At 61.2% G+C, this 20,621-nt stretch carries 15 protein-coding genes; 6 read left to right on the top strand and 9 right to left on the bottom strand.

What is annotated here, in order from left to right; all coding sequences use genetic code 11:
• Positions 1-90: 90 nt before the first annotated feature.
• The 4 genes from CKO42_RS16675 to thrC form a co-directional block, all read right to left on the bottom strand.
• A complete protein-coding gene (locus CKO42_RS16675; RefSeq protein ID WP_200246476.1) occupies positions 91-672 on the bottom strand; it encodes a DUF1016 N-terminal domain-containing protein in 582 nt (193 codons plus the stop codon).
• A 192-nt stretch (positions 673-864) separates the two neighbouring features.
• A complete protein-coding gene (locus tag CKO42_RS16670; RefSeq protein WP_200246474.1) occupies positions 865-1,101 on the bottom strand; it encodes a hypothetical protein in 237 nt (78 codons plus the stop codon).
• 31 nt (positions 1,102-1,132) lie between these two features.
• Positions 1,133-2,866, bottom strand: coding sequence for an alpha-isopropylmalate synthase regulatory domain-containing protein (locus CKO42_RS16665; RefSeq protein WP_200246472.1), 1,734 nt, complete (start codon positions 2,864-2,866; stop codon positions 1,133-1,135).
• 143 nt (positions 2,867-3,009) lie between these two features.
• Entirely contained in the window at positions 3,010-4,401 is a 1,392-nt protein-coding gene (thrC, locus tag CKO42_RS16660; protein ID WP_200246468.1) for a threonine synthase, read from the bottom strand.
• 524 nt (positions 4,402-4,925) lie between these two features.
• Between thrC and CKO42_RS16655 the strand changes: the two genes are divergently transcribed.
• The 4 genes from CKO42_RS16655 to CKO42_RS16635 all read left to right on the top strand — a co-directional run bounded on the left by CKO42_RS16655 (position 4,926) and on the right by CKO42_RS16635 (position 10,102).
• A complete protein-coding gene (locus CKO42_RS16655; RefSeq protein ID WP_200246465.1) occupies positions 4,926-5,180 on the top strand; it encodes a sodium/substrate symporter small subunit in 255 nt (84 codons plus the stop codon).
• A 19-nt stretch (positions 5,181-5,199) separates the two neighbouring features.
• The gene (locus CKO42_RS16650; protein ID WP_420844326.1) at positions 5,200-7,059 is read left to right on the top strand and encodes a sodium:solute symporter family protein; all 1,860 of its coding nucleotides are present in this window, start codon (positions 5,200-5,202) and stop codon (positions 7,057-7,059) included.
• Between the two features lie 209 nt (positions 7,060-7,268).
• Positions 7,269-9,275 carry a DUF294 nucleotidyltransferase-like domain-containing protein gene (locus tag CKO42_RS16640; protein WP_242479452.1) on the top strand — a complete coding sequence of 669 codons (2,007 nt, stop codon included), beginning with the start codon at positions 7,269-7,271 and terminating at the stop codon, positions 9,273-9,275.
• Positions 9,276-9,427: 152 nt separating this feature from the next.
• A complete protein-coding gene (locus CKO42_RS16635; RefSeq protein WP_200246463.1) occupies positions 9,428-10,102 on the top strand; it encodes a 3'-5' exonuclease in 675 nt (224 codons plus the stop codon).
• Positions 10,103-10,107: 5 nt separating this feature from the next.
• Here CKO42_RS16635 and CKO42_RS16630 read toward each other — a convergent pair whose 3' ends face one another.
• The gene (locus tag CKO42_RS16630) at positions 10,108-10,929 is read right to left on the bottom strand and encodes a CheR family methyltransferase (RefSeq protein ID WP_200246461.1); all 822 of its coding nucleotides are present in this window, start codon (positions 10,927-10,929) and stop codon (positions 10,108-10,110) included.
• A 177-nt stretch (positions 10,930-11,106) separates the two neighbouring features.
• Entirely contained in the window at positions 11,107-13,785 is a 2,679-nt protein-coding gene (locus CKO42_RS16625; protein WP_200246459.1) for a UPF0182 family protein, read from the bottom strand.
• 480 nt (positions 13,786-14,265) lie between these two features.
• Here CKO42_RS16625 and CKO42_RS16620 point away from each other — a divergent pair, with 480 nt between their 5' ends.
• Positions 14,266-14,700, top strand: coding sequence for a hypothetical protein (locus CKO42_RS16620; protein ID WP_200246456.1), 435 nt, complete (start codon positions 14,266-14,268; stop codon positions 14,698-14,700).
• Between the two features lie 17 nt (positions 14,701-14,717).
• On the opposite strand, the gene CKO42_RS16615 is transcribed toward CKO42_RS16620, so the two are convergent.
• Positions 14,718-15,488, bottom strand: a complete 771-nt coding sequence (locus CKO42_RS16615) for a hypothetical protein (protein ID WP_200246454.1) — start codon at positions 15,486-15,488, stop codon at positions 14,718-14,720.
• A gap of 269 nt (positions 15,489-15,757) precedes the next feature.
• Here CKO42_RS16615 and CKO42_RS16610 point away from each other — a divergent pair, with 269 nt between their 5' ends.
• Positions 15,758-16,282: an ATPase gene (locus CKO42_RS16610; protein ID WP_200246452.1), complete on the top strand. Its 525-nt coding sequence runs from the start codon at positions 15,758-15,760 to the stop codon at positions 16,280-16,282.
• Positions 16,283-16,538: 256 nt separating this feature from the next.
• Here CKO42_RS16610 and CKO42_RS16605 read toward each other — a convergent pair whose 3' ends face one another.
• Together CKO42_RS16605 and CKO42_RS16600 are read right to left on the bottom strand one after the other, a co-directional pair.
• Positions 16,539-17,480, bottom strand: a complete 942-nt coding sequence (locus tag CKO42_RS16605; protein WP_200246449.1) for an aldo/keto reductase — start codon at positions 17,478-17,480, stop codon at positions 16,539-16,541.
• A 151-nt stretch (positions 17,481-17,631) separates the two neighbouring features.
• Positions 17,632-20,358 carry a cation-transporting P-type ATPase gene (locus tag CKO42_RS16600; RefSeq protein ID WP_200246486.1) on the bottom strand — a complete coding sequence of 909 codons (2,727 nt, stop codon included), beginning with the start codon at positions 20,356-20,358 and terminating at the stop codon, positions 17,632-17,634.
• Positions 20,359-20,621: the final 263 nt, after the last annotated feature.

The following is a 20,621-nucleotide window of genomic DNA, read 5'->3' as shown; positions in this document are numbered from 1 at the left end:
CGCGCGGATTCCATCAGGGCGCGAGGAGCGATCACGCCACCTCATCACGACGCCGGATATATGGCCGCAACGTTTCCTTCTGCTGAACAGTCAAGTGGCTCTTGCATCGCGGGGCGGACCATATATGAGGATGTCCCGGCTCCAACCTTGCTCCAGTGCCTGGTGGGCATACCAGAGGCGGGTGGGGAGATGCTTGATCTTCTGGATGAGGATGACGTTGTGAGCCCAACTCAGTTGCACGACGGCCCGCTGTAACATTGCGGCGGCAGAGATCTGCTCGGATTCAGGCACGCTCGGCACTCCTGTTTGGGCAACGGCTGGTTGCCCAATTTCCGTCGATAACGACGGCCCCATCAATTGGGCAACGGCCCGTTGCCCAATTGCGAGGCGCTCGGGATATGCGCGGTAGAACTGAACCATCAGTTTTAAGTTTCTGAGCGAAAATCCCTTCTCGTCAGGGAGCTCGTTCTTGAGATCCACGGCCAGCCTCGGGAGCACCCCGGCGCCCCAGCCTTCCCGCTCTTGCCGCGCGGCAATCATTCGGCCGATGTCCCAATAGAGGTGGATCATCTCCGCATTAGCCGAGAGCGCGGCGCGGTGCTGGGCCTGGCGAACTCGAGTCTTGATGTCGCTGAGCAGGTCGCGGTAAAGGTCGAGTTCCTGGATCTTCATCGCGTCAACGCCTCCATCAGTTGCGCCTTCAACTGCTGCGCGCGAGTACCTAGCCGGCTGAGGTGCCGCGCCTATAATCGGCCTTGTCACTGCGGCTCAGGCAAATCCGCACGAACCTCAACAGGCTTCGCATCAACCTTCCGTGCATCAACCTCCCGTGCATCAACCTCCCGTGCATCAACCCCCTGTGCATCAACCGCGCCGCCTCGACATCAGGATGTAAATCAGCGAGCCAATCAGCATCACCACCATCGAGAAGCCGAACCAGCCCAGAAACAGGTACAGCACCCGCGACCAAACGATACCGCCGGTGGCAGCCTCAGTGAGATCGACCTGTTCCTGATGCAGGAACCCGATCAGGGTCATCACCAGCGCCAGCACGAACGACCAAAACGCCGAAAACAGGAGAAGATTCAGCTTCTTTTTCATCAGTCACCCGGTGGTGGAAGGTGGTCCGCGATCAAGCCGCGGCATCGGCCTGGCCAGGAGCCGCCGCAGCCTTGGCGATCGCCGCGACAGGCTTGGCCTCAGTGCCGGCCTCATCCGCTGCATCAGCGGTGCTGGCAGCATCAGCTGCTGCAGCATCGGCGACTGCCGCGACAAGCGATCCATGAGCTTCAGCATCAGCATCATCAGCAGCATCGGCCAAATCACGCTTGCGCTTCACCGACCAGTGGATCACTAGATTCAGCATGCGCATGGTGGCGCCAATCGCCGCGAAGACCTGATTCGCATGCACACCACGGGTCTTGAACTGGCCGCGCTCGTCTTCCCAGGTGATGGTGCACTCGGTCAGCGCGTCGCTGCGGCCGCCCTTGGGGATGCGCACCTCGTAGTCGACCAGCGCCGGCAGGCTCAAACCTTGCGTCTTCACCACCCGCGCCAGCGCCCGATTGAAGGCATCGAAACCGCCGTTGCCACTGCCGGTGGCGGTCAGATGCTCACCGCGCAGACAGATCTTGATGCTGGCGGTCGATTCCAGCCCATAGCTCGAGGAGATGTTGCAGGCGATCAGCTCGGCATGGCTGTAGTCCTTGCTCTCCAGCACCTCGGCGATGATGAATGGCAGATCATCGGCGGTGATGGTCTTTTTCGAGTCACCCAGCTCAACGATGCGTTTCAGCACCTTGCGCTGGTTCTCCTCGGACAGGCTGATGCCGATGCGCTCCAGGTTCTTCGCCAGTGAGGCCTTGCCGGCCAGCTTGCCGAGCGCGTAGACCCGACGCCGCCCGAAGCGCTCCGGTGACAGGCGCGTCACATAGAGGCTACCCTTGTTGTCACCATCGGCATGGATACCGGCGGTCTGAGTGAAGACGTCATCGCCAACGATCGGCGCGTTATCGCTAATCCGCTTGCCAGAGAAATACTGCACCAGCTCGCTGACATGGCCCAAGTGGCTCTCGTCGATGCCGATCTCCATGCCCAGCTGATCGCGCAGGTTCACCACCACCTCAGCGAGCGAGGCATTGCCCGCACGCTCGCCGAGACAGTTGACGGTGCAATGCACCCCGGCGGCGCCAGCCTGGGCGGCGGCGAACACATTGGCGGTCGCCAGCCCGTAGTCGTTATGCGGGTGAAAGTCGAACCGCAGGCCAGGAAAACGGCGAATCATGTCCGAGATCGCCGCGAACACCCGCTCCGGGGTCATCACGCCAAGGGTGTCGGGCAGCATGAAATGGCCGATGCCCAGATCCGCCAGCGACTCGGTCAGTGCGAAAACATAGTCGCGGTTGTCGGCGTAGCCGTTCGACCAGTCTTCCAGATACAGATTCACCGACAGCCCCTGCTCGCGCGCCATCAGCACATTGGCGCGCACATCGGCGGCATGCTGCTCTGGGGTCTTGCCGAGCTGGGTGCGGCAATGCTTTTCGCTGCCCTTGGCGAGCAGATTCATCACCTGACCACCGGCGCGGCGAATCCAGTCGATGCTCTTGCCACCATCGACAAAGCCCAGCACCTCGATGCGTTGATCGAGCCCCTTGTCGCGCGCCCAGTCGATGATCCGTGCCACCGCCCCGAGCTCGCCCTCGGAGACCCGCGCCGAGGCCACCTCGATGCGATCGACGCGCAGCATCTCGAGCAACGCCTTGGCGATGTTGAGCTTCTCATCCGGCGAGAACGAGACCCCTTGTGTCTGTTCGCCGTCACGCAGCGTGGTATCGAGGATCAGGATACGAGGGTCGTCTGGGGTCACAGGATCTCGGAGTTCGTAGCTCGTTTGTTCATTGCTTGGTGGCGGTCCATTTTGGACTTGCCGATGATTGTCCAATCATGATTGTCCAACAATGGCCCTCGAATCGGAAAGCCGTTGATGGATCGTTTCCGATTCTTCATAGCTCAGTCTTCGACCGCGCCCAGCGTCTCGCGCATGAACCCGCTGATCGCCTCGGCATCCGCGGCGAGCTCGGCGCAACGGGTCTCGCGCTCTAGCAGCCCTTGTAACGAGCGCGGCGGCGGTGGCTCGATGCCAATGGCCTCAACCACCGCGGCGTCGAACTTGGCCGGGTGCGCCGTCGCCAGCACCACGGCCTCAGCATTATCTGCCGCAGCCCGAGCACCCACCGCCGTATGCGGACAGAGGATATAACCGCTGGTCGCATAGACCTGGCGGATCTCGGCGAGGGTCTCGGCATCGGAGACCGCGCGCGCGTCGAAGTCTTCTGCCACGCGCCGCCGCCGCTCGCCATCGACCTGCAGCTGGCCCGTCTGCTCCAGCTCCGCCAGCAGCGCGCGCACCGCTGCGGGGTCTTCGTCGAGCAGATAGTACAGATAGCGCTCGAAGTTCGAAGCCAGCTGAATATCCATCGCCGGGCTCAGCGTCTGGAAGACCTCGCCGGCCTGATAGACACCCGAGGCGACGAAACGGCTCAGGATGTCGTTGCGATTGGTGGCGATGATCAGGCGATCGATCGGCAGCCCCATGCGCTTCGCGAGCCAGCCGGCGAAGACATCGCCAAAGTTACCCGTAGGCACCGAAAAACTGACGCGATGCTCAGGATTACCACCGCTGATCCGGCCCCAAGCGTAGAAATAGTAGATGGTCTGCGCCAGGATGCGGGCCAGATTGATCGAATTGACCGCGCCCAGCCGATACTGCTGCTTAAACGGCAGATCATTGAACAGCGTCTTGACGATGCGCTGGGCATCATCGAAGGTGCCCAGCACGGCGATATTATGCACATTGGCATCTAGCACCGTGGTCATCTGTCGCTCTTGGATCGGCGAGACGCGGCCTTTCGGGTGCAGGATGAAGATATCGATGCCGGCCTTACCGCGTACCCCATAGATCGCCGCCGAACCGGTGTCGCCCGAGGTGGCGCCGAGGATGCGCAACACGCCGCCCTCGCGCGCGATCAGGTACTCGAACAGGTTGCCGAGCAGTTGCAGCGCAACATCCTTGAACGCGGCCGTGGGGCCATGGAACAGCTCGAGCCACTGCCGCCCGCCATGCTCCGCCAGCGGCGTGACCTCTGGATGCAGGAAGGTCGCGTAGGAGCGCTCAACCAGTTCAACTAGGTCAGCATGCGGGATGCTCTCGCCGACAAAGGGCGACAACACCTCCACCGCCAGCTGTTGGAAGTTGAGCTGGGACCAGTCCTTAAGGCGCTTGGCAGGGATCTTCGGGATCTGCTCCGGCACCAGGAGTCCGCCATCGGTCCCCAGCCCCATCATCACTGCATCCGCAAAGCCGACCGGCTCAACGCCGCCGCGTGTACTCAGATATCGCATTGCATACTTAAGAGTTCTTGTCTAGAAGAGAAGGCGCTGGGGCCCTGTAGCCAGAGATCCGACCGAAAGAGACCAGACCAAGGTAGTGAAAAGGCACGCCAGTCGCAACAAGCAGTCCCAGTGAACTCGGCCGATACCCACAATAATCCTTCCGAAACAGCACGCTGCAAAACCCGCACTAGAGCCATCGTCGTTGCTCTCGGCGACACCGAGCCGATCATCGAAGCCTGATCAAAGATGCCACTCAGAACCACTAAATCGCGTTAGTTTGACACTTTTTCTCAGATATTCAGCCTCTTCAGCCCGGACACCCCGTCGTTGACAGGGGATTGCACCGAGCAACACAATGCGCGACCGCTTGCCAAGCCTCGAGAATGCCGCTCGGCAGCGTTGCAAAACGATCCCAACAACGATGGCGGGGACCTCGGCGGCAACCCGCGTTGCTCCGAGACAGTGCTGGCATGGCCCGGGCGCCAGCCCCCGACCTTTCACCCACTCTGATCTCTTGAGGGAGGGACATCACGGTGACACCCGAAAACCGTTCTGACTACTGGAAGGCGAATATTCGCCTTGTAACCATCCTACTCATCATCTGGTTCATTGCCTCTTATGGGCTCGCCATCCTACTGGTCGAGCCACTGAACCAATTCTACCTAGGCGGCTACCCGCTTGGCTTCTGGTTCGCCCAGCAGGGCTCGATCTACGTCTTTCTCGTGCTGATCTTCGCCTATGCGTTCGGCATGAACCGGCTCGATAAGAAATTCGACGTCGAAGAATAATCAGGAGCCAATACCTAAAATGAGCAATCTGAGCAATCTCGATATCTGGACCTATTCGGTCGTTGGCTTCACCTTCGCCACCTACATCGGCATCGCCATCTGGGCGCGTGCCGGAACCACTGGCGAGTTCTACGTCGCCGGCAAGGGCGTTCACCCCGTGCTCAACGGCATGGCGACTGGCGCTGACTGGATGTCCGCCGCTTCCTTTATCTCCATGGCCGGCCTGATCGCCTTCAACGGCTACGGCGGCTCGGTGTTCCTGATGGGCTGGACCGGCGGCTACGTGCTGCTCGCGCTGCTGCTCGCGCCTTACCTGCGCAAGTTCGGCAAGTTCACGGTGCCGGAGTTCATTGGCGATCGCTATTACTCGCAGACCGCACGCATCGTCGCCGTCATCTGCCTGATCCTCGCCTCGATCACCTACGTCATTGGCCAGATGAAGGGCATCGGTGTCGCGTTCTCGCGCTTCCTCGAGGTCTCCTACGACATGGGCCTGTACATCGGTATGGCCATCGTCGCGGTCTATGCCGTACTCGGCGGCATGAAGGGCATCACCTATACCCAGATCGCCCAGTACGTCGTGCTGATCATGGCCTACACCATCCCGGCCATCTTCATCTCGCTGAACCTCACCGGCAACCCCTTCCCGCAGCTCGGCTTGGGCAGCGAATATGCACCAGACGGCGTCGCCAGTGGTGTCAGCATGCTCGCCAAGCTCGATCAGGTCGTCACCGAGCTCGGCTTCAAGGAGTACACCACGCAGACCATGGGCAGCACGCTGAACATGTTTGCCTACACCCTGTCGCTGATGATCGGCACCGCCGGCCTACCACACGTCATCATCCGCTTCTTCACCGTCCCGACCGTCAAGTCCGCGCGTTTCTCCGCCGGTTGGGCACTGGTCTTCATCGCCATCCTCTACACCACCGCCCCAGCGGTTGGCGCCATGGCGCGGTTGAACTTCATCGATACCCTGATGATCGAGAAGACCGAGACCACGGAGCAGGGCTTAGCGGCCTTCGAGCCATTGCCCGGTGACGATCTGCCTGGCTGGTTCCAGAACTGGTCGCAAACCGGCCTGTTGGTCTGGAAAGACCTAAATGACGATGGTCTGGTCCAGTACTACAACGACAAGAACGATGCAACGATCGCGGAGGCCGATGCACTCGGCTACAAGGGCAGCGAGATCTTCCACGGCACCGGCGACGCGCTGAAGCCGGGTCCCGACCTCGACATCATGGTGTTGGCGAATCCGGAGATTGCCGGTCTGCCGAATTGGGTCATCGCCCTCATCGTTGCCGGTGGTCTGGCAGCCGCGCTCTCGACGGCAGCAGGACTACTGCTGGCCATCTCCTCGGCCATCTCGCATGACCTGCTGAAGAGCGTGTTCATGAAGGACATCTCGGAGAAGGCCGAGCTCAACGCCGGTCGACTGTCGATGATCGGCGCGATCATCGTCGCCGGTTACCTGGGTCTCAACCCACCGGGCTTCGCAGCCGGAACCGTGGCCATCGCCTTTGGTCTGGCCGCCTCGTCGATCTTCCCAGCCTTGATGCTCGGCATCTTCTACAAGCGGATGAATAACGTGGGTGCGGTCGCCGGCATGATCGCCGGTATCACCGTCACCCTGCTCTACGTGTTCCAGCACAAGGGCATCTTCTTCATCCCCGGTACCGAGTTCCTGGCACCGCAGTTGGGCATGGGTGCGGATTGGTTCTTCGGCATCTCGCCGAATGCCTTTGGTGCCGTTGGCGCGGTGGTCAACTTCGCCGTTGCCTTCCTGGTCTCCGCAGTCACCGCACCGCCACCAGAGCACATCCAGCATCTGGTCGAGGATGTGCGTGTGCCACGGGGTGCAGGCGATGCCACTGGCCACTAAACCAGCAGCCAAGCGCTGAGCAGAGCGCGCCACCGGCGCCTCTGCCCACAACCAAGATTGCCCCGCATCTGCGGGGCTTTTTTTTGCGCGGCCATGGTCCTCGGCATCGATCTCAGCACCCAGTCCAAGCAGCGACCGGCCGAGTTACGGCATACTCAGCAAAAAACCAGAACAGACTACGACCAACCTGCCACCTGAGGATGCCCCCGATGGACGTCGAGCTGATCGAAATCCAAGAGTTTCTCGCCAAGCATCCGCCGTTTGAGCAGTTGCCGACCGAGGCGCTCGAACAGCTTCCACGCCAGTTCACGGTGCGCTACCTGAAGCGTGGCTCCGCCTTCCCGCCAGCGGATGATCAGGCGGCACATCTCTACATCCTGCGCCGCGGCGCCATCGAACTGCGCGACGCCGAGGGCGAGCTGGTCGGCAAGCTGGCCGAGGGCGATCTGTTCAGCGATGTATGTCTAAGCGGTGTTGATGGCAGTGACACCGGCGGCGGTGGTTCAGCCGGCAGCGGCGGTAGCGGTAGCGAAAGCAACACGGGCAACAGCAGCGAGAGCAAGGATTCCAGCGATCCAAGCAACAACAACGCTGGCAAGCGCACTGGCAAGCCCAAGCCCAAGCCCAAACTCAGTGGCGAAACGGTCGAAGACAGCCTGCTGTATTCGATGACCTGCGCCCACTTCGAGCAGCTAGGCTCCGCGCATCCCGAGTTCGCCGAGTACTTCGATGGCTCCACCACCACGCGCCTGCGCAAGGCCCTCGACGCCTTCACCGAGCCCACCGCCGCCACTGGCGGGCTGATGACGGTCAGCGCGCGCGATCTGCTGCGCCGCACGCCCATCAAGGCCAGTCCCGACATCAGCATCCGCGAGGCCGCCCGCATCATGTCCGACGAGCGCGTCTCAGCCCTGCTGCTGATGAAAGACGAACGCCTCAGCGGCATCATCACCGATCGCGATCTGCGCAACCGCTGCGTGGCCACCGGCCTGTCCACCGAGCAGCCGGTCCGCGAGATCATGACCGCCACACTCTCCACCATCGATGCCGACGCGCTCGGCTTCGAGGCCCTGCTGCAGATGACCCGGCTCAACGTGCATCACCTGCCGGTCGTTGATGGCAAGCGACTGCTCGGCATGCTTTCCACCAGTGACTTCATGCGCTTCCAGAGCACCAGCGGCGTCTACCTGGTCGGCGATATCCACAAGGCCGAATCGGTCGCCGCGCTCGAGGCGATCAGTGACAAGGTTCCCGAGCTACAGGTGCAGTTGATCAGCAGCGGCGCCACCGGCGGCCATGTCGGCCAGGCCGTGAGCGCCATCACCGACGCCATCACCAAGCGCCTGCTCGAGCTCGCCGAGGCCGAGCTGGGGCCACCACCGGTTCCTTATGCCTGGCTGGTCGGCGGCTCCCAGGCGCGCCGCGAGCAGTCTTCACACTCCGATCAGGACAACGCCCTGCTGATCGCCGACAACATGAGCAAGGACGACGACCACTACTTCCGCCAGCTCGCCGAGCGCGTCAACGACGGCCTGAACGCCTGTGGCTATATCTACTGCCCCGGCGAGGTGATGGCCAAGACCGCCAACTGGCGCCAGCCGCTCGCCACCTGGCAGCAATATTTCGAACACTGGATCAAACGCCCCGATCCCAAGGCGCTGATGCTCGCCAGCGTCTTCTTCGATCTGCGTGCCCTACACGACCCTACTGGGCTGTTCGATGGGCTGCATGAGCTGGTGCTCGAGCTCTCGCGCGACAATCGCATCTTCATCGCTTACATGGCCGCTAACGCCATCAAGCATCGGCCGCCGTTAGGCTTCTTCCGCAACTTCGTGCTCATCCATGGCGGCGACCATAACCAAACCTTTGATATCAAACATCGTGGCACCGTGCCCATCATCGACCTCGCCCGCGTCTATGCGCTGTCCAGCGGGCTGGCGCCGATCAACACCATCGAGCGGCTCGAGGCCGCCTCCGAGACCGCCGCACTCAGCCACGACGGCGGCGCTAATCTGATCGACGCCTTCGAGCTGATCAACACCCTGCGCATCCGCCATCAGGCCAGTCAGCTTCGCAACGGCGAGAAGGCCGATAATTTCCTCGCCCCGGAACAGCTCTCCCCGCTCGAGCGCGGCCATCTGAAGGACGCCTTCTTGCTCATCGATCGCATGCAGGAGACGCTGGGACAACGCTATCAAGCGGGACGTTTCGGATGAGCCCGATCTGGAAGAACCAGGCACCAGAAACGCGCGAAACCCGTCTGTATTCAGCCGAGATCCTGCTGGCGATCGCGTCTTTCACGCCTGATATGCTCTGTTTTTATCGGCGATCGTCATGTTGTTTCTGAGCAGTTCTTAAGGCACCCAACATGCGATCGCCATCGGAGGGACGTCGCCGCCACTGCTTGCGGCAGCTTGATGCCGGCCCCTTGCGTGAGTATTTCGGGCGACCGTTCCCGTCGCCAGCGCTCGACTATCGCTGTGTCGACTATGTCGCCCTCGATCTCGAGACCACCGGCCTCGATCATCGGCAAGACCAGATCCTGAGCGTTGGTTGGGTGGTGATCCGCGGCCAGCGCATCGATCTCGCCAGCGCCCGCCATCGGCTGCTGCGCTGCGAGGGCGACATCCCGGCCGAGACCGCCGTCATCCATCAGATCACCGACGACGAGGCCGCCGCCGGCCTGCGCCAGGGCCGCGTCCTGCGCGAACTGCTCGGCGTGCTCGCCGGGCGTGTGCTGATCGCCCATCACGCCAAGATCGAACTCAGCTTTCTAGACGCCGCCTGTCGCGAACTCTATGGCGGCGGCCTGCTGGTGCGCTGCGTCGATACCGAGGTCTTGGCACGGCGCACCTTCGAGCGCCGCAACATCCCCTTTCGGCCCTCGGAGCTGCGCCTGCACGCCCTCTGCGAGCGCTACAACCTGCCGCGCTACCGCGCCCACAACGCCTTCTACGACGCCTTAGCGGCCGCCGAGCTGTTCCTCGCCCAGGTCGCCTATCGGGACAACGGCAATGGCTTTCGGCTTGGCGATCTGCTCTAACCTGCCTAGGCCGCAGGCGGCGCGTTGACGAAGTACCAACTCCCTTTCTGCTCAACCAGCCGAAACACACCCAGATCGTTCGATAGCACCTCCGTGGTGCCGACCACCAGGAAGCCACCCGGCTTCAGCAGGCGCTTGATGTTCTGCAAGACCTTGGTCCGCGTCGGGATATCGAAATAGATCGAGATATTGCGGTAGAAGACCAGATCCTGCTGACCCAGGAGCGATGGCAGCTGGGCATCCAACACATTGACCACCTGAAACCGCACCGCCTGCTGAATCTGCGGTTGCAGGCAATAGTGGTGCGCATCCTGCACCACGAACCACTGCTGCCGACGCTGCGCAGAGAGCTCGCGCAGCGCATGTGTGTGGTAGCAACCGGCGCGAGCCAGAGCAATCCGCGTCGAATCCAGATCAGCGCCGGTGATCCGCATCAAGGCCGTGGCCTGCCGCCCCCAGCGCTCCTGCACCGTCATGGCCAACGAATAGGGCTCCTCGCCGCTCGAGCAGCCCAGCGACAGGATGCCGATCGGCTCAGCGCCCTTGCGCGCGGCGAGCAGACCCGGCAACAGATGATCGGCAAGCAGCTGCAGATGATGAGGTTCACGATCGAAGAAGGTCTCGTTGATGGTCACCAGACTGGCCAAGGCGTCCATCTCGGGCGCGCTGCGACGGAGCAGCTCAAGATAGGTCGCGGGCGAGGCCGACGTCGTTGCCTGCAGACGCTGCGTCAGCGCTCGCCGCAACTGGCGCTCGCGCAGCCCCTCGAACCGAAGCCCCAGCCGCTCGTGGATCAGACGCTTCGCAATAGCGAGCTGCTCAGTCACCTTGGTTTGCTCGGTGGGCAGGCGACGACACACACCGGAATTGATGCCTTACTTGGTCGATTCGTCATGCGCTTGATCCTTTTGCTCTCGCACTTTTGCTACCGCACTTTTACTGCCGAACTTTTACTGCCGAACTTTTACTGCCGAACTTTTACTGCCAAACTTTTATTGCCGCATTCACTCTTTGCGTGACAGTGCGGCGAAGGCAGCCTCCAAGGACGGCTCCATCGCGACCTTGCCGTTTTGGCTCACAATGACCCGTTTGAGCTGCGGGATCGCGACATTCCCAGCCGACTTTAAGTACACCGGCTGAACATAAGTGATGACGCCGTTGACCATGATCAGAATCAATTTCCCACGGTGGATTTCCGCGCCCCCGCGTCCCCACAGGGTAAACTGTTCCGCAATATCGGAATCCTGATCGATAAGCGCATCAATTTGTGATGGACCGTGAATCAGCGCTCCGGTTGGGAAGCTATAAACCATGATGCGGCCATAATTATCCCCATCCGAGCTGACCAATCCGATGGCACGCATGTTCTCGCGACCCTCTGGATTCATTGGTGCGAGCAATAGATGCTCGAACCGTGCAGGATCAATCAGATTGAGGGTGACATAGTAAGGCAGTAGTGTTTGCACCTGCCCCTCACGCGAGACGCTTGGAAACATCCAGCGGTCCTCTTGGCCGTAAAAAGCACCGGGGTCCGTTTGATGATACTTCGCGTAGACCTGCATCTGAGTGACGAATAAATCCCGTGGATAGCGAATATGCGCCCGCAGCGCGGCGGGAAATGCATCCATCTCTTTGATCAAGCCGGGATACATGCGCTGGTAGGCACGCGCGATGGGATCATTGGGATCAGCCAGATAGTAGGTCATGTCGCCGTTATAAGCGTCAACCACGATCTTCACGGAATTACGTATGTAATTGAATTCTTTATCGATCGGGCTAACCATGGAGCTATCTGGATCAGTCCCCAAGCCACGGTTTACCGGTTCCGCATAAGGGTAGAGATCAGACAGGGTGTAGGCATCGACGATCCAAAACAGCCGTTTCGGCGTGATCACGAGATAAGGATCGCTATCAAGCTCCAAGAACGGCGTGACAACCTCGATCGTACTCGGCACATTGCGCCTAATCAGGATCTTACTCTCGGGAATAATGGCTTGGGTAAAAAACAGCTTGTAATCGCGATAGTAGAGCGCGAAGATCGCGCGTCGAAACCAGTTGTAAATTGGAATGCCTCTTTCACTACTATAATCGTCAAGCACCACCCCATCCTTACCTGGGTAGGAGATTTCCCGCAGCGCATTTGGCGCGATCACATCGTAGAGATCCTGCATGCCAAAGTAGATGGCAGACTGCTCCAGCGTCACGCCAACATCCGACTGTGGTGGAATATCCTTGAGAAACCACTTTTTGGTATCTTCACCAACCTGTGCGGCCGGTGACATCACGGCACCATAGCCATGAGTATACTTGAACCAGCGATTGACCCAATTGCGCGAGTCCGGCGGCAGGCGGTCGAAATCAAGCTCCCGCGCGGCGACAAACACCTGCTGATATTCGCCCGCAATGGTGTAGCGATCACTGTTCACCTGCGGGAAGCGATAATAGGTGCGCAACTCCTGGAGCTCGCGATAGACATCGATCAACATATCCCGGTCCCACACCGGAATATTGCGCAGCTCGAGCTCGCCCGGTTCCGTGTTTGACGGCCCAGCGTCGACTACAGCGACATAGGGACGGGTTTCCACTTCAGTCAGATCGAAGGCATTCAGGGTGGCATCAATGTTGTTGCGGATATAGGGCTCCTGGCGTGCAAGCTCGTCCGGCTCAACCACAAAATCTTGCACCGTCTGCGCTAATTCATCCCATTGGCGCAGGCCGATCGTCGCGACGAAGAACAAAACAGAGATGAGTACAAGGAGACGACCGCTGCGCTGATTGATATAGAAGACCACAGCTGTCCCCAGCATGATCAAAGCCATCACCGATGCCCAGATGAGCGGCAGCACGACCGTCATATCGGTATAGCCCGGACCAAAGAATAACGGCGTGTTACTGTCACGATACAGGAGCAGATAGCGCTGAATCAGCAGCTCGAGAATGGCAACCAAAAAGATGAGCATCATGATCACGCTCAGATGCCGTCTGACACCAGGTGGCAAAAACAGATGGCGCTTGGTCAGGGTCCGCAATTGCAGATAATAGACAACGGAAAGAATGATCAGCAGGATGCCCAGCGCCAACAAGAACTCATAGACGATGGTGCGAAACAATGGCAGGCCAAACAAATAAAGGCTGATATCAAGCCCGTACACGGGATCAGCGATACCCGCAGGCGGCGCGAACAGAAAGAGAAGCGCGCTCTCCCAATGGTGATAAAGCGGATAGGCGACGAACAGCGCCAGTATCAGTGACGCCAGCACAGAGAAGCGACGCGAGCCAATGATCAGCCATCCCCACGACCGCCTGCCTTTACGCGGATCACGCAGCGCGCCCGCCTGGTCGGTGATGACCAAGGCGTTTCTCGGCGCTGCGCGTTTAAACTTGCGTCGCAGGCGCAGGACGAATTTCGTCGATCCTAACGGGCGGACCCTGAGTAGGCGTGAGGCGGTGATGAAATTATAATAGAAGAACGCAAAGAACAGCGCTGTTGCGCTGCCAAATATCAAATAGCTGTAAAGCAGCCGTTGCCAGAAATAAAAGCCGAGCCCGAGAGACTGGTACCACCAAAACTCGACCAGCGTATCCGCATAGAAGGCAGCAAGGGCAGGCACCAACACCAAGAGCACGAGAAGCACACCGAGTCCAAGGAGCCAAAACCGGCGTGCGTGCGTTTTTTTGCCCATCGATCAAAACCTCTGTCGCCGAGCCCTTCGCGCAAGCGCCGCCAAGCGGGACGCAGGCGAGCCTGGCAGCCGAAAACCCAAATCTCAGTATATTTCTTTGCCCCAGACTTTGCCCCATAACAACGCTCACTGCTCGAGCGCGGTCATGTGTAAAGACGAGCGCATCGCAATGTCGATAGACATGGACGCAACGCTCGACCCGGGGTCTCGGAGGCGTCCAGAATCGCCCGCGACCAAAGGCCCAGTCCTCGAGACCTTGAGACCCAGTCCTCGAGACCCAGTCCTCGAGCCCCTGTCACGGAGCGACATCACGACAAGACGCCGATGCAGCATAGCTTGGGCTGTCGCTGTACTATCTCCGGCAGGGCGGCGTTGACCGCCCCGCGATGCGCGCAAGGTACGCTGAGGCTTCACCCCACCTCACCCCCCAGCGCCCGCTCGCTCTGACCAAACAGGCACAGGTTAGGATAAGACCCGGCAATGCATTCCCCAGCGACGATACAGATCCCCCGCTACCTCGAGATCTACATTAGGACGATCAATTCGGAGCTCGATCGGTTCTGGTCGCGGTTTAACCTGTACGCGGCGATCGAGATCCTGGCCGTTGTGGCGCTGATGCTCGCGTTCGACAAGGTTCAGATCCATCCGGATACGGCGCGGGCAGCAAACACGGTCGTCTGCCTTTGGTCGATCACCGGAAGTCTCTTCATTTGGCAGTCGATGGAGATCCAGCGCCGACTGGTCACGGCAATCGTGGCAGCCGAAGCGAACCTGCCAGACGATGTCGGCCTCTTCCGCGAGGCGTTACGGTCGGTCAGCCCGTCACATTTCCTGATGTTCCGCGCCTGTTTTTCTTTTTCGGTCGTCTGCTCGATCTTCTGGGGAGGGATGATCTTTCTCGGTCCTTACGGTTAACCTGGATCTCACAGGATTCATCTGCCGGGGGCCTCCCAGGTCCGCCGACCAAGCAGTGCCGCGACCAGGCTGACAGGGACCGCAAGCGCCGGTAGCGCCCAAAGTGGATCATCGAGCCCCAACAGCAGCAAGCTGACGACCAGACACCAAAGCACAGGAACCGGCATCAATAGCAGCCCGAGGCGTGGACCGAGCATGGCGGCAAGCCCCAGTGTTCCAATCGCAGTGGGGGTCGCCGCGCTGCCGAAGAACGAGAGTCCCTGCCAAGGCTGCCCCACAGCAAGCTCAATCAGCGGCAGTAGCAGGACGGCAAACACCAGCATCCCAGCACCCAACCAGACGCCCAGTCGAGGCTGACCGGCCGGTGACTGTGCTGCCAACCCCCGCACCACCCAGTGTGGCGTCAAGCGAGGCTCCATGTGGTGCTTCAAGCGAGGCTCCCTGTGGTGCGCCAAGCGAGGCGTCGAATAGACTGCGCTGGCAAGCAACAACCCGCTTTGCAGCGCAAAGGCGATCGCGAACAGCTCGCCGGCCCAGAGCAGTGGCGCCAGGGTTTGCAGTTGATAGGCCCAGCTGATCCAGAGCCAGCACAAGCCAAGGCCAGCGAGCACCAAGCGCAGGCGTAGCGGCGTCGGCCGCCAAAGCAGCAACAACGCGAACAGGCCGATCCCGAGGCCAGCGACAACGGCAGCGCTGAAGCGTGCGTTGTAGAGCAGCCCAAGCCGCTGATAGGTCTCGAGCGAGAACGGCAGAAAATCGCTCAGCGCGTAACTCGACCAATCAGCCATCAGCTTTGCTCCTCTCCCCGTCGCGATCGAACCTACGAACACACCGGGCTGCCTCCGCACAGCTCAACGTCAGATACGGCTAAATGGGGTAATTTGCGGCTAATCGGGGTAATGCGGCAGCTCAATACCCTTTTATGCAGTACGCTTACCCCATTCCCACCGTCAACAATGAGCTAATGCATTCACTCTCACCCGGCTACCTTGCCAGATTGCGCTTTGACACGCAGCAACTGGCGACATTGCGCGCCTATGCGCTGGAGATTTAAGCGATGAGTGATGAACGCAAAGTCATCATCATTGCCGGGCCGAACGGTGCAGGGAAAACCACCTTTGCTCGCGAATTTCTGCCCAATGAGGCAAGCTGCCCGGTGTTCGTCAATGCCGATCTGATCGCGGCAGGCTTAGCCCCTTTTGCGCCGGAAACCGCCTCTGTGCAAGCGGGACGGCTCATGCTGGGCGAACTACAACGACACTTCAACAACAGCGAAAGTTTCGCCTTTGAAACCACGCTCGCCGGCAAAGCCTATTTGCGCCACATCAAGGCATGGCAGGTGCACGGCTACCGGGTGGAATTGATCTTCCTGAGCTTGGACAGCGCCGATGAGGCAGTGGCAAGAGTGGCGCAGCGCGTCAAACAGGGTGGCCATGATATTCCCGATGCAGTGATTCGTCGGCGCTTCGCCGCCGGCCTTGACAACTTTACGCGGCACTACGCAGCTGCCGTCGATGCTTGGGCGCTCTACGATAACTCGGCTGAGCTGCCACGGCTGCTAGATTGGAGGGACAACGCATGAAAACGCCAAACCCCATAGAGCAAGCCATCAACCCAGATTTGCGGGGTTCATGGCCAGCCTTACTGCGGGCTGCGCAACGCGCCCGTGCGCTGGCAATCCAAACTGGCACGACCATTGTCGTGTGCCGCAATGGCGTCATCGAGCACATCCGTCCCGAGCCGGAGCCAACAAGCCCGCAAGTGCGGGAACAGCAAGGCTCGCATCCTGAAAAGTCATGACAACCTCCGCGCCAAAAACCCATCGACATCACAGGGCTTCAGAGTGCAGCAAAATCCCGCGCCATCCGCCGCCGCAGCGCCGCATCCGGTAACGGCTCGCTCGCCGCGGCCATGTTCTCCCGCATGTGTGCCACCTGGCTTGTGGCCGGGATGGCGCAGGTGACCGCAGGATGGGCGACGATGAACTTGAGCAAGGCCTGCGCCCAGCTCTCGCAGCCGATCTCAGCCGCCCAGCTCGGTAGCGGATGACCCTCAGCCCGATGGATCAATGCCTTGCCCTGGAACGGTCGATTGGCAATCACCGCGATCCCCCGCTCCTGCGCCAAGGGCAGCAGGCGTTGCTCGGCCTCCCGATCGACGATGTTGTAGGTCAGCTGCACGAAGTCGATCGGCTCATCGCGCATGATCTGCTCCAGCTCGCGATGGCGCCGTCCGTGCGAAGTGGTGATGCCGATGTAACGCACACGCCCCTCGGCCTTCATCTGCTTCAAGGTCTCCAGATGCGCCTGCCAGGCGAGCAGGTTGTGGATCTGCAGCAGATCGAACCGCTCGACGCCCCAGAGCCGGGCCGACTCAGCGATCTCGATCGGCCCCGCTGGTCCGGAGCGGGTCCAGACCTTGGTTGCCGAGAACAGGCCCTGGGTGTCGTCGATCCGCGGTAGCACGCGCCCGAGCACCACCTCTGCGGAGCCATACATCGGCGAGGAGTCGATCATGCCGCCACCCGCGGCAAAGAAGGCACGCAGGATCTCGGTGCGGACCGCCAGCGCAGCAGGGTCATCGCCGACATTGAAGGTGATCCAGGTGCCCATGCCGATCACCGGCAGCGGCTCGCCACTGCTCGGGATCGGCTTCGTCAGCGGCGCCCTTTTCAACGCAGCAGCCAAATGGGGCGAACCGCTCGCAGCTGCCACGGCCAGGGCCAGCTGCAGGAACTGTCGTCGACTGAGTCTGTGCTTGGTCAATGGACCGATCTCCATGCTGATCACTTGCTCACCCAAGTGCGATGCCCTGATCAGCAACGCTTCCAGAGCCACCTGAACGGCCGGATGAGCGAAACCGCTGCATGCCCGGAACCATTGCGCTTGTTGCAGCGACGCCTGCAGCGCTGTGTTGCATCCTTACGCATCTTTACCCCGTGGCATCCTGAGCGCGCCGGCGACGGACCCTGCCCTTCTCAGACTCAACAATGAACAACACCGAGGAGGCAACCAACACGATCAGCAGCCAATGGCCAGCGCTCAGCGCGGCGGTCCCAAACAGCGTCTGCAGCGGACCCCAGTAGGTGAAGGCGAGCTGGAACAGGAGTAGCAAGCCCACCGCGAGCAAGACGTAACCATTGCCGAACAGCCCGCGCAAGTTGAGCACTGGCGCCTCCATATAACGCGAGTTGAACAGGTAAAAGATCTCGAACATCACCAGGGTATTCACCGCCACGGTGCGCGCATGCTCGATGCTCGCGCCTTGCCAGCGATCGAGCAGGAACAGGCCGAAGGTGCCGATCATCAGGATCAGCGAGACATAGCCGATGCGCCCGAGGAAGGTCAAGCTCAGCACCGGCTGTCGCGAGTCACGCGGTGGGCGGCTCATCATGCCCGGCTCCGGCGGCTCAAAGGCCAGCGCCAGCGCCAGGGTCACGGCGGTGATCATGTTCACCCAGAGGATCTGCACCGGCGTCAGCGGGAAGTGCTGAAAGCCGAACAGGATCGCGCCGAGCACCACCAACGCCTCGCCGCCATTGGTCGGCAGGATGAACAGGATCGCCTTGCGCAGGTTGTCGTAGACCGTTCGCCCTTCCTCGACCGCGTTGGCAATCGAAGCAAAGTTGTCATCCGCAAGCACCATCTCGGAGGCCTCCTTGGCCGCCTCGGTGCCATTGATGCCCATGGCCACGCCGACATCAGCGCGCTTGAGCGCCGGCGCATCGTTGACGCCGTCGCCGGTCATCGCGACCACGGTTCCGGTCTGCTGCAGCAGCTTCACCAGCCGCAGCTTGTGCTCCGGCGTCACGCGCGCGTAGACATCCACCTCGATGACGCGACGCTGCAGCTCCGCGTCGTCCATGGTATCCAGCTCGCGCCCGGTCAGCGCGGTCTCGGTGCTGAGCAGGCCGATCTGGCTCGCGATCGCCTTGGCCGTCGTCGCATGATCGCCGGTGATCATCTTCACCCGGATACCGGCTTGCTGACAGACGCGCACCGCCGCGATCGCCTCCTCGCGCGGCGGGTCCATCAGCCCGAACAGGCCGAGCAGCGTCAGCCCCTGCTCGACATCCTTGAAATCCAGGTCGCTTTGATGCGGCTGACCCGGCTTGACCGCCACCGCCAGCACGCGCTGACCCGCCGCGGCCATGGTCTCCATGCGCTGTTGCCAGGCCACCAGGTCCAAGGGCTGATCGCCTTCCGGCGTGCGCTCGCTCGCGCAGCGTTCCAGCACCACCTCAGGCGCGCCTTTGACGAAGATGAATGACTCCGAGGTATGGTTATGATGCAGGGTCGCCATGAACTTATGGCTGGACTCGAACGGGATCAGATCCGTGCGCGGTCGCTCCTTGGCCAGCAGCTCGGTATCCAGCCCGGCCTTGACCGCGGCGACCAGCAGCGCGCCCTCCATGGGACCGCCATGCACCCGCCACTCGCCCTCGTGCAGCTCCATCGAGGCGTCGTTACAGAGCGTCACCCCGCGCAATGCTGCCGTCAGCAGCGGATCGGCCTGTGCATCGATCGGCTCATCCTCAGCCAAGAAGACGCCATGCGGGTCATAGCCGGCGCCGGTCAGGCGCAGCTCGCGCGCTTGGGTGGCGATGGTGCCGACGGTCATCTCGTTGCGGGTGAGGGTGCCGGTCTTGTCCGAGCAGATCACGCCGACCGTGCCCAGTGTCTCGACGGCGGGTAGCCGCCGGATGATGGCGTTGCGCCCGGCCATCCGCTGCACGCCGATCGCCAGGGTGATGGTCATGATCGCCGGCAGACCCTCCGGGATCGCCGCCACCGCCAGCCCGACCGAGGCCAGGAACATCTCGGCGGCACTGTAATCACGCACCAGGTAGCCAAAGGCGAAGCTGGCCGCCGCCAGCACCAGAATCGCCAAGGTTAGCCAGCGGCCGAATTGCGCCATCTGCCGCAGCAGCGGCGTGGTCAGCTGTTGCACCTCGGCGACCATGGCACTGATGCGACCGATCTCGGTACCGGCGCCGGTCGCGACGACGATGCCGGTGCCCTGCCCGTGCGTCACCAAGGTGCCGGAATAGGCCATGCAGCGGCGATCGGCGAGTACCGTATCCACCCCGAGGGATGCAGTCCCCTTCTCGACCGGCACCGACTCGCCGGTCAGCGCCGCCTCTTCGATCTCCACCCCCTTGGCGCGCAGCAGGCGCAGATCAGCCGGCACCTTATCGCCAGACTGCAGCGCGACCAGATCACCTGGCACCACCGCAGTCGCATCGACGGTCAGCAGGCGGCCATCGCGCCAAACCCGCGCATTCGGCGACAGCATGCCGCGGATGGCCTTGAGCGCGTCTTCGGCCTTGCCTTCCTGCACGAAGCCGATGATGGCATTGACCAGCACCACCGCAAAGATGACGCCGGCATCCAACCAATGCTGCAGTAGCGCCGTCACCACCCCAGCGACGATCAAGACATAGATCAGCACGTTATGGAACTGCGCCAGGAAACGTATCAAGGGCGTGCGCGGCTTGGCCTCGGGCAGCTTGTTCGGGCCATGCTCGCTGAGCCGCCGCTCGGCCTCCGCCTGCTGCAACCCATCCTCGCTGACGCTGAGCTGTTGCAACACCGCGCCGGTCTCCAGCGCATGCCAATCCGGCACCTCTTCAGCTTGCGATGTTTCTGCTTGTGGCATGGCCGTATTGCGCCCTCGCCACCACCAGAGCACAGCCCCAGCAGCAAGCGCCAGTATGAGAACAGCCAGGAGGCCGAGCGACAACAGCCAGGGAAAACCAGAAGAGGTTGCAACGGTTGGGTCGGGCATCGATCGTCTCGCAGTTAGCGCCTCTAGCCGGGCTTTGACCGCATCCTAACAAGGCAAGGGCCATTTCCAAAAACGCTTGTACTGCAGGCTGCTGGACTTGACGGATCATCAAACAACAACAGCCTACCTTTAAG

The sequence above is a fragment of the Lamprobacter modestohalophilus genome (genome assembly GCF_016583905.1).
Taxonomy (GTDB): domain Bacteria; phylum Pseudomonadota; class Gammaproteobacteria; order Chromatiales; family Chromatiaceae; genus Lamprobacter; species Lamprobacter modestohalophilus.
The sequence above is the reverse complement of the archived record's forward strand: the minus strand, read 5'-3'. Positions and strand labels throughout refer to the sequence as shown.

Bases quoted from the DNA above. Each gene is read 5' to 3' on its own strand.
- CKO42_RS16615 (WP_200246454.1), bottom strand. From the start codon at position 15,488: ATGGCTGATTGGTCGAGTTACGCGCTGAGCGATTTTCTGCCGTTCTCG.
- thrC (WP_200246468.1), bottom strand. From the start codon at position 4,401: ATGCGATATCTGAGTACACGCGGCGGCGTTGAGCCGGTCGGCTTTGCG.
- CKO42_RS16670 (WP_200246474.1), bottom strand. From the start codon at position 1,101: ATGAAAAAGAAGCTGAATCTTCTCCTGTTTTCGGCGTTTTGGTCGTTC.
- CKO42_RS16625 (WP_200246459.1), bottom strand. From the start codon at position 13,785: ATGGGCAAAAAAACGCACGCACGCCGGTTTTGGCTCCTTGGACTCGGT.
- CKO42_RS16635 (WP_200246463.1), top strand. From the start codon at position 9,428: ATGCGATCGCCATCGGAGGGACGTCGCCGCCACTGCTTGCGGCAGCTT.
- CKO42_RS16610 (WP_200246452.1), top strand. From the start codon at position 15,758: ATGAGTGATGAACGCAAAGTCATCATCATTGCCGGGCCGAACGGTGCA.
- CKO42_RS16605 (WP_200246449.1), bottom strand. From the start codon at position 17,480: ATGGAGATCGGTCCATTGACCAAGCACAGACTCAGTCGACGACAGTTC.
- CKO42_RS16640 (WP_242479452.1), top strand. From the start codon at position 7,269: ATGGACGTCGAGCTGATCGAAATCCAAGAGTTTCTCGCCAAGCATCCG.
- CKO42_RS16675 (WP_200246476.1), bottom strand. From the start codon at position 672: ATGAAGATCCAGGAACTCGACCTTTACCGCGACCTGCTCAGCGACATC.
- CKO42_RS16600 (WP_200246486.1), bottom strand. From the start codon at position 20,358: ATGCCACAAGCAGAAACATCGCAAGCTGAAGAGGTGCCGGATTGGCAT.
- CKO42_RS16650 (WP_420844326.1), top strand. From the start codon at position 5,200: ATGAGCAATCTGAGCAATCTCGATATCTGGACCTATTCGGTCGTTGGC.
- CKO42_RS16620 (WP_200246456.1), top strand. From the start codon at position 14,266: ATGCATTCCCCAGCGACGATACAGATCCCCCGCTACCTCGAGATCTAC.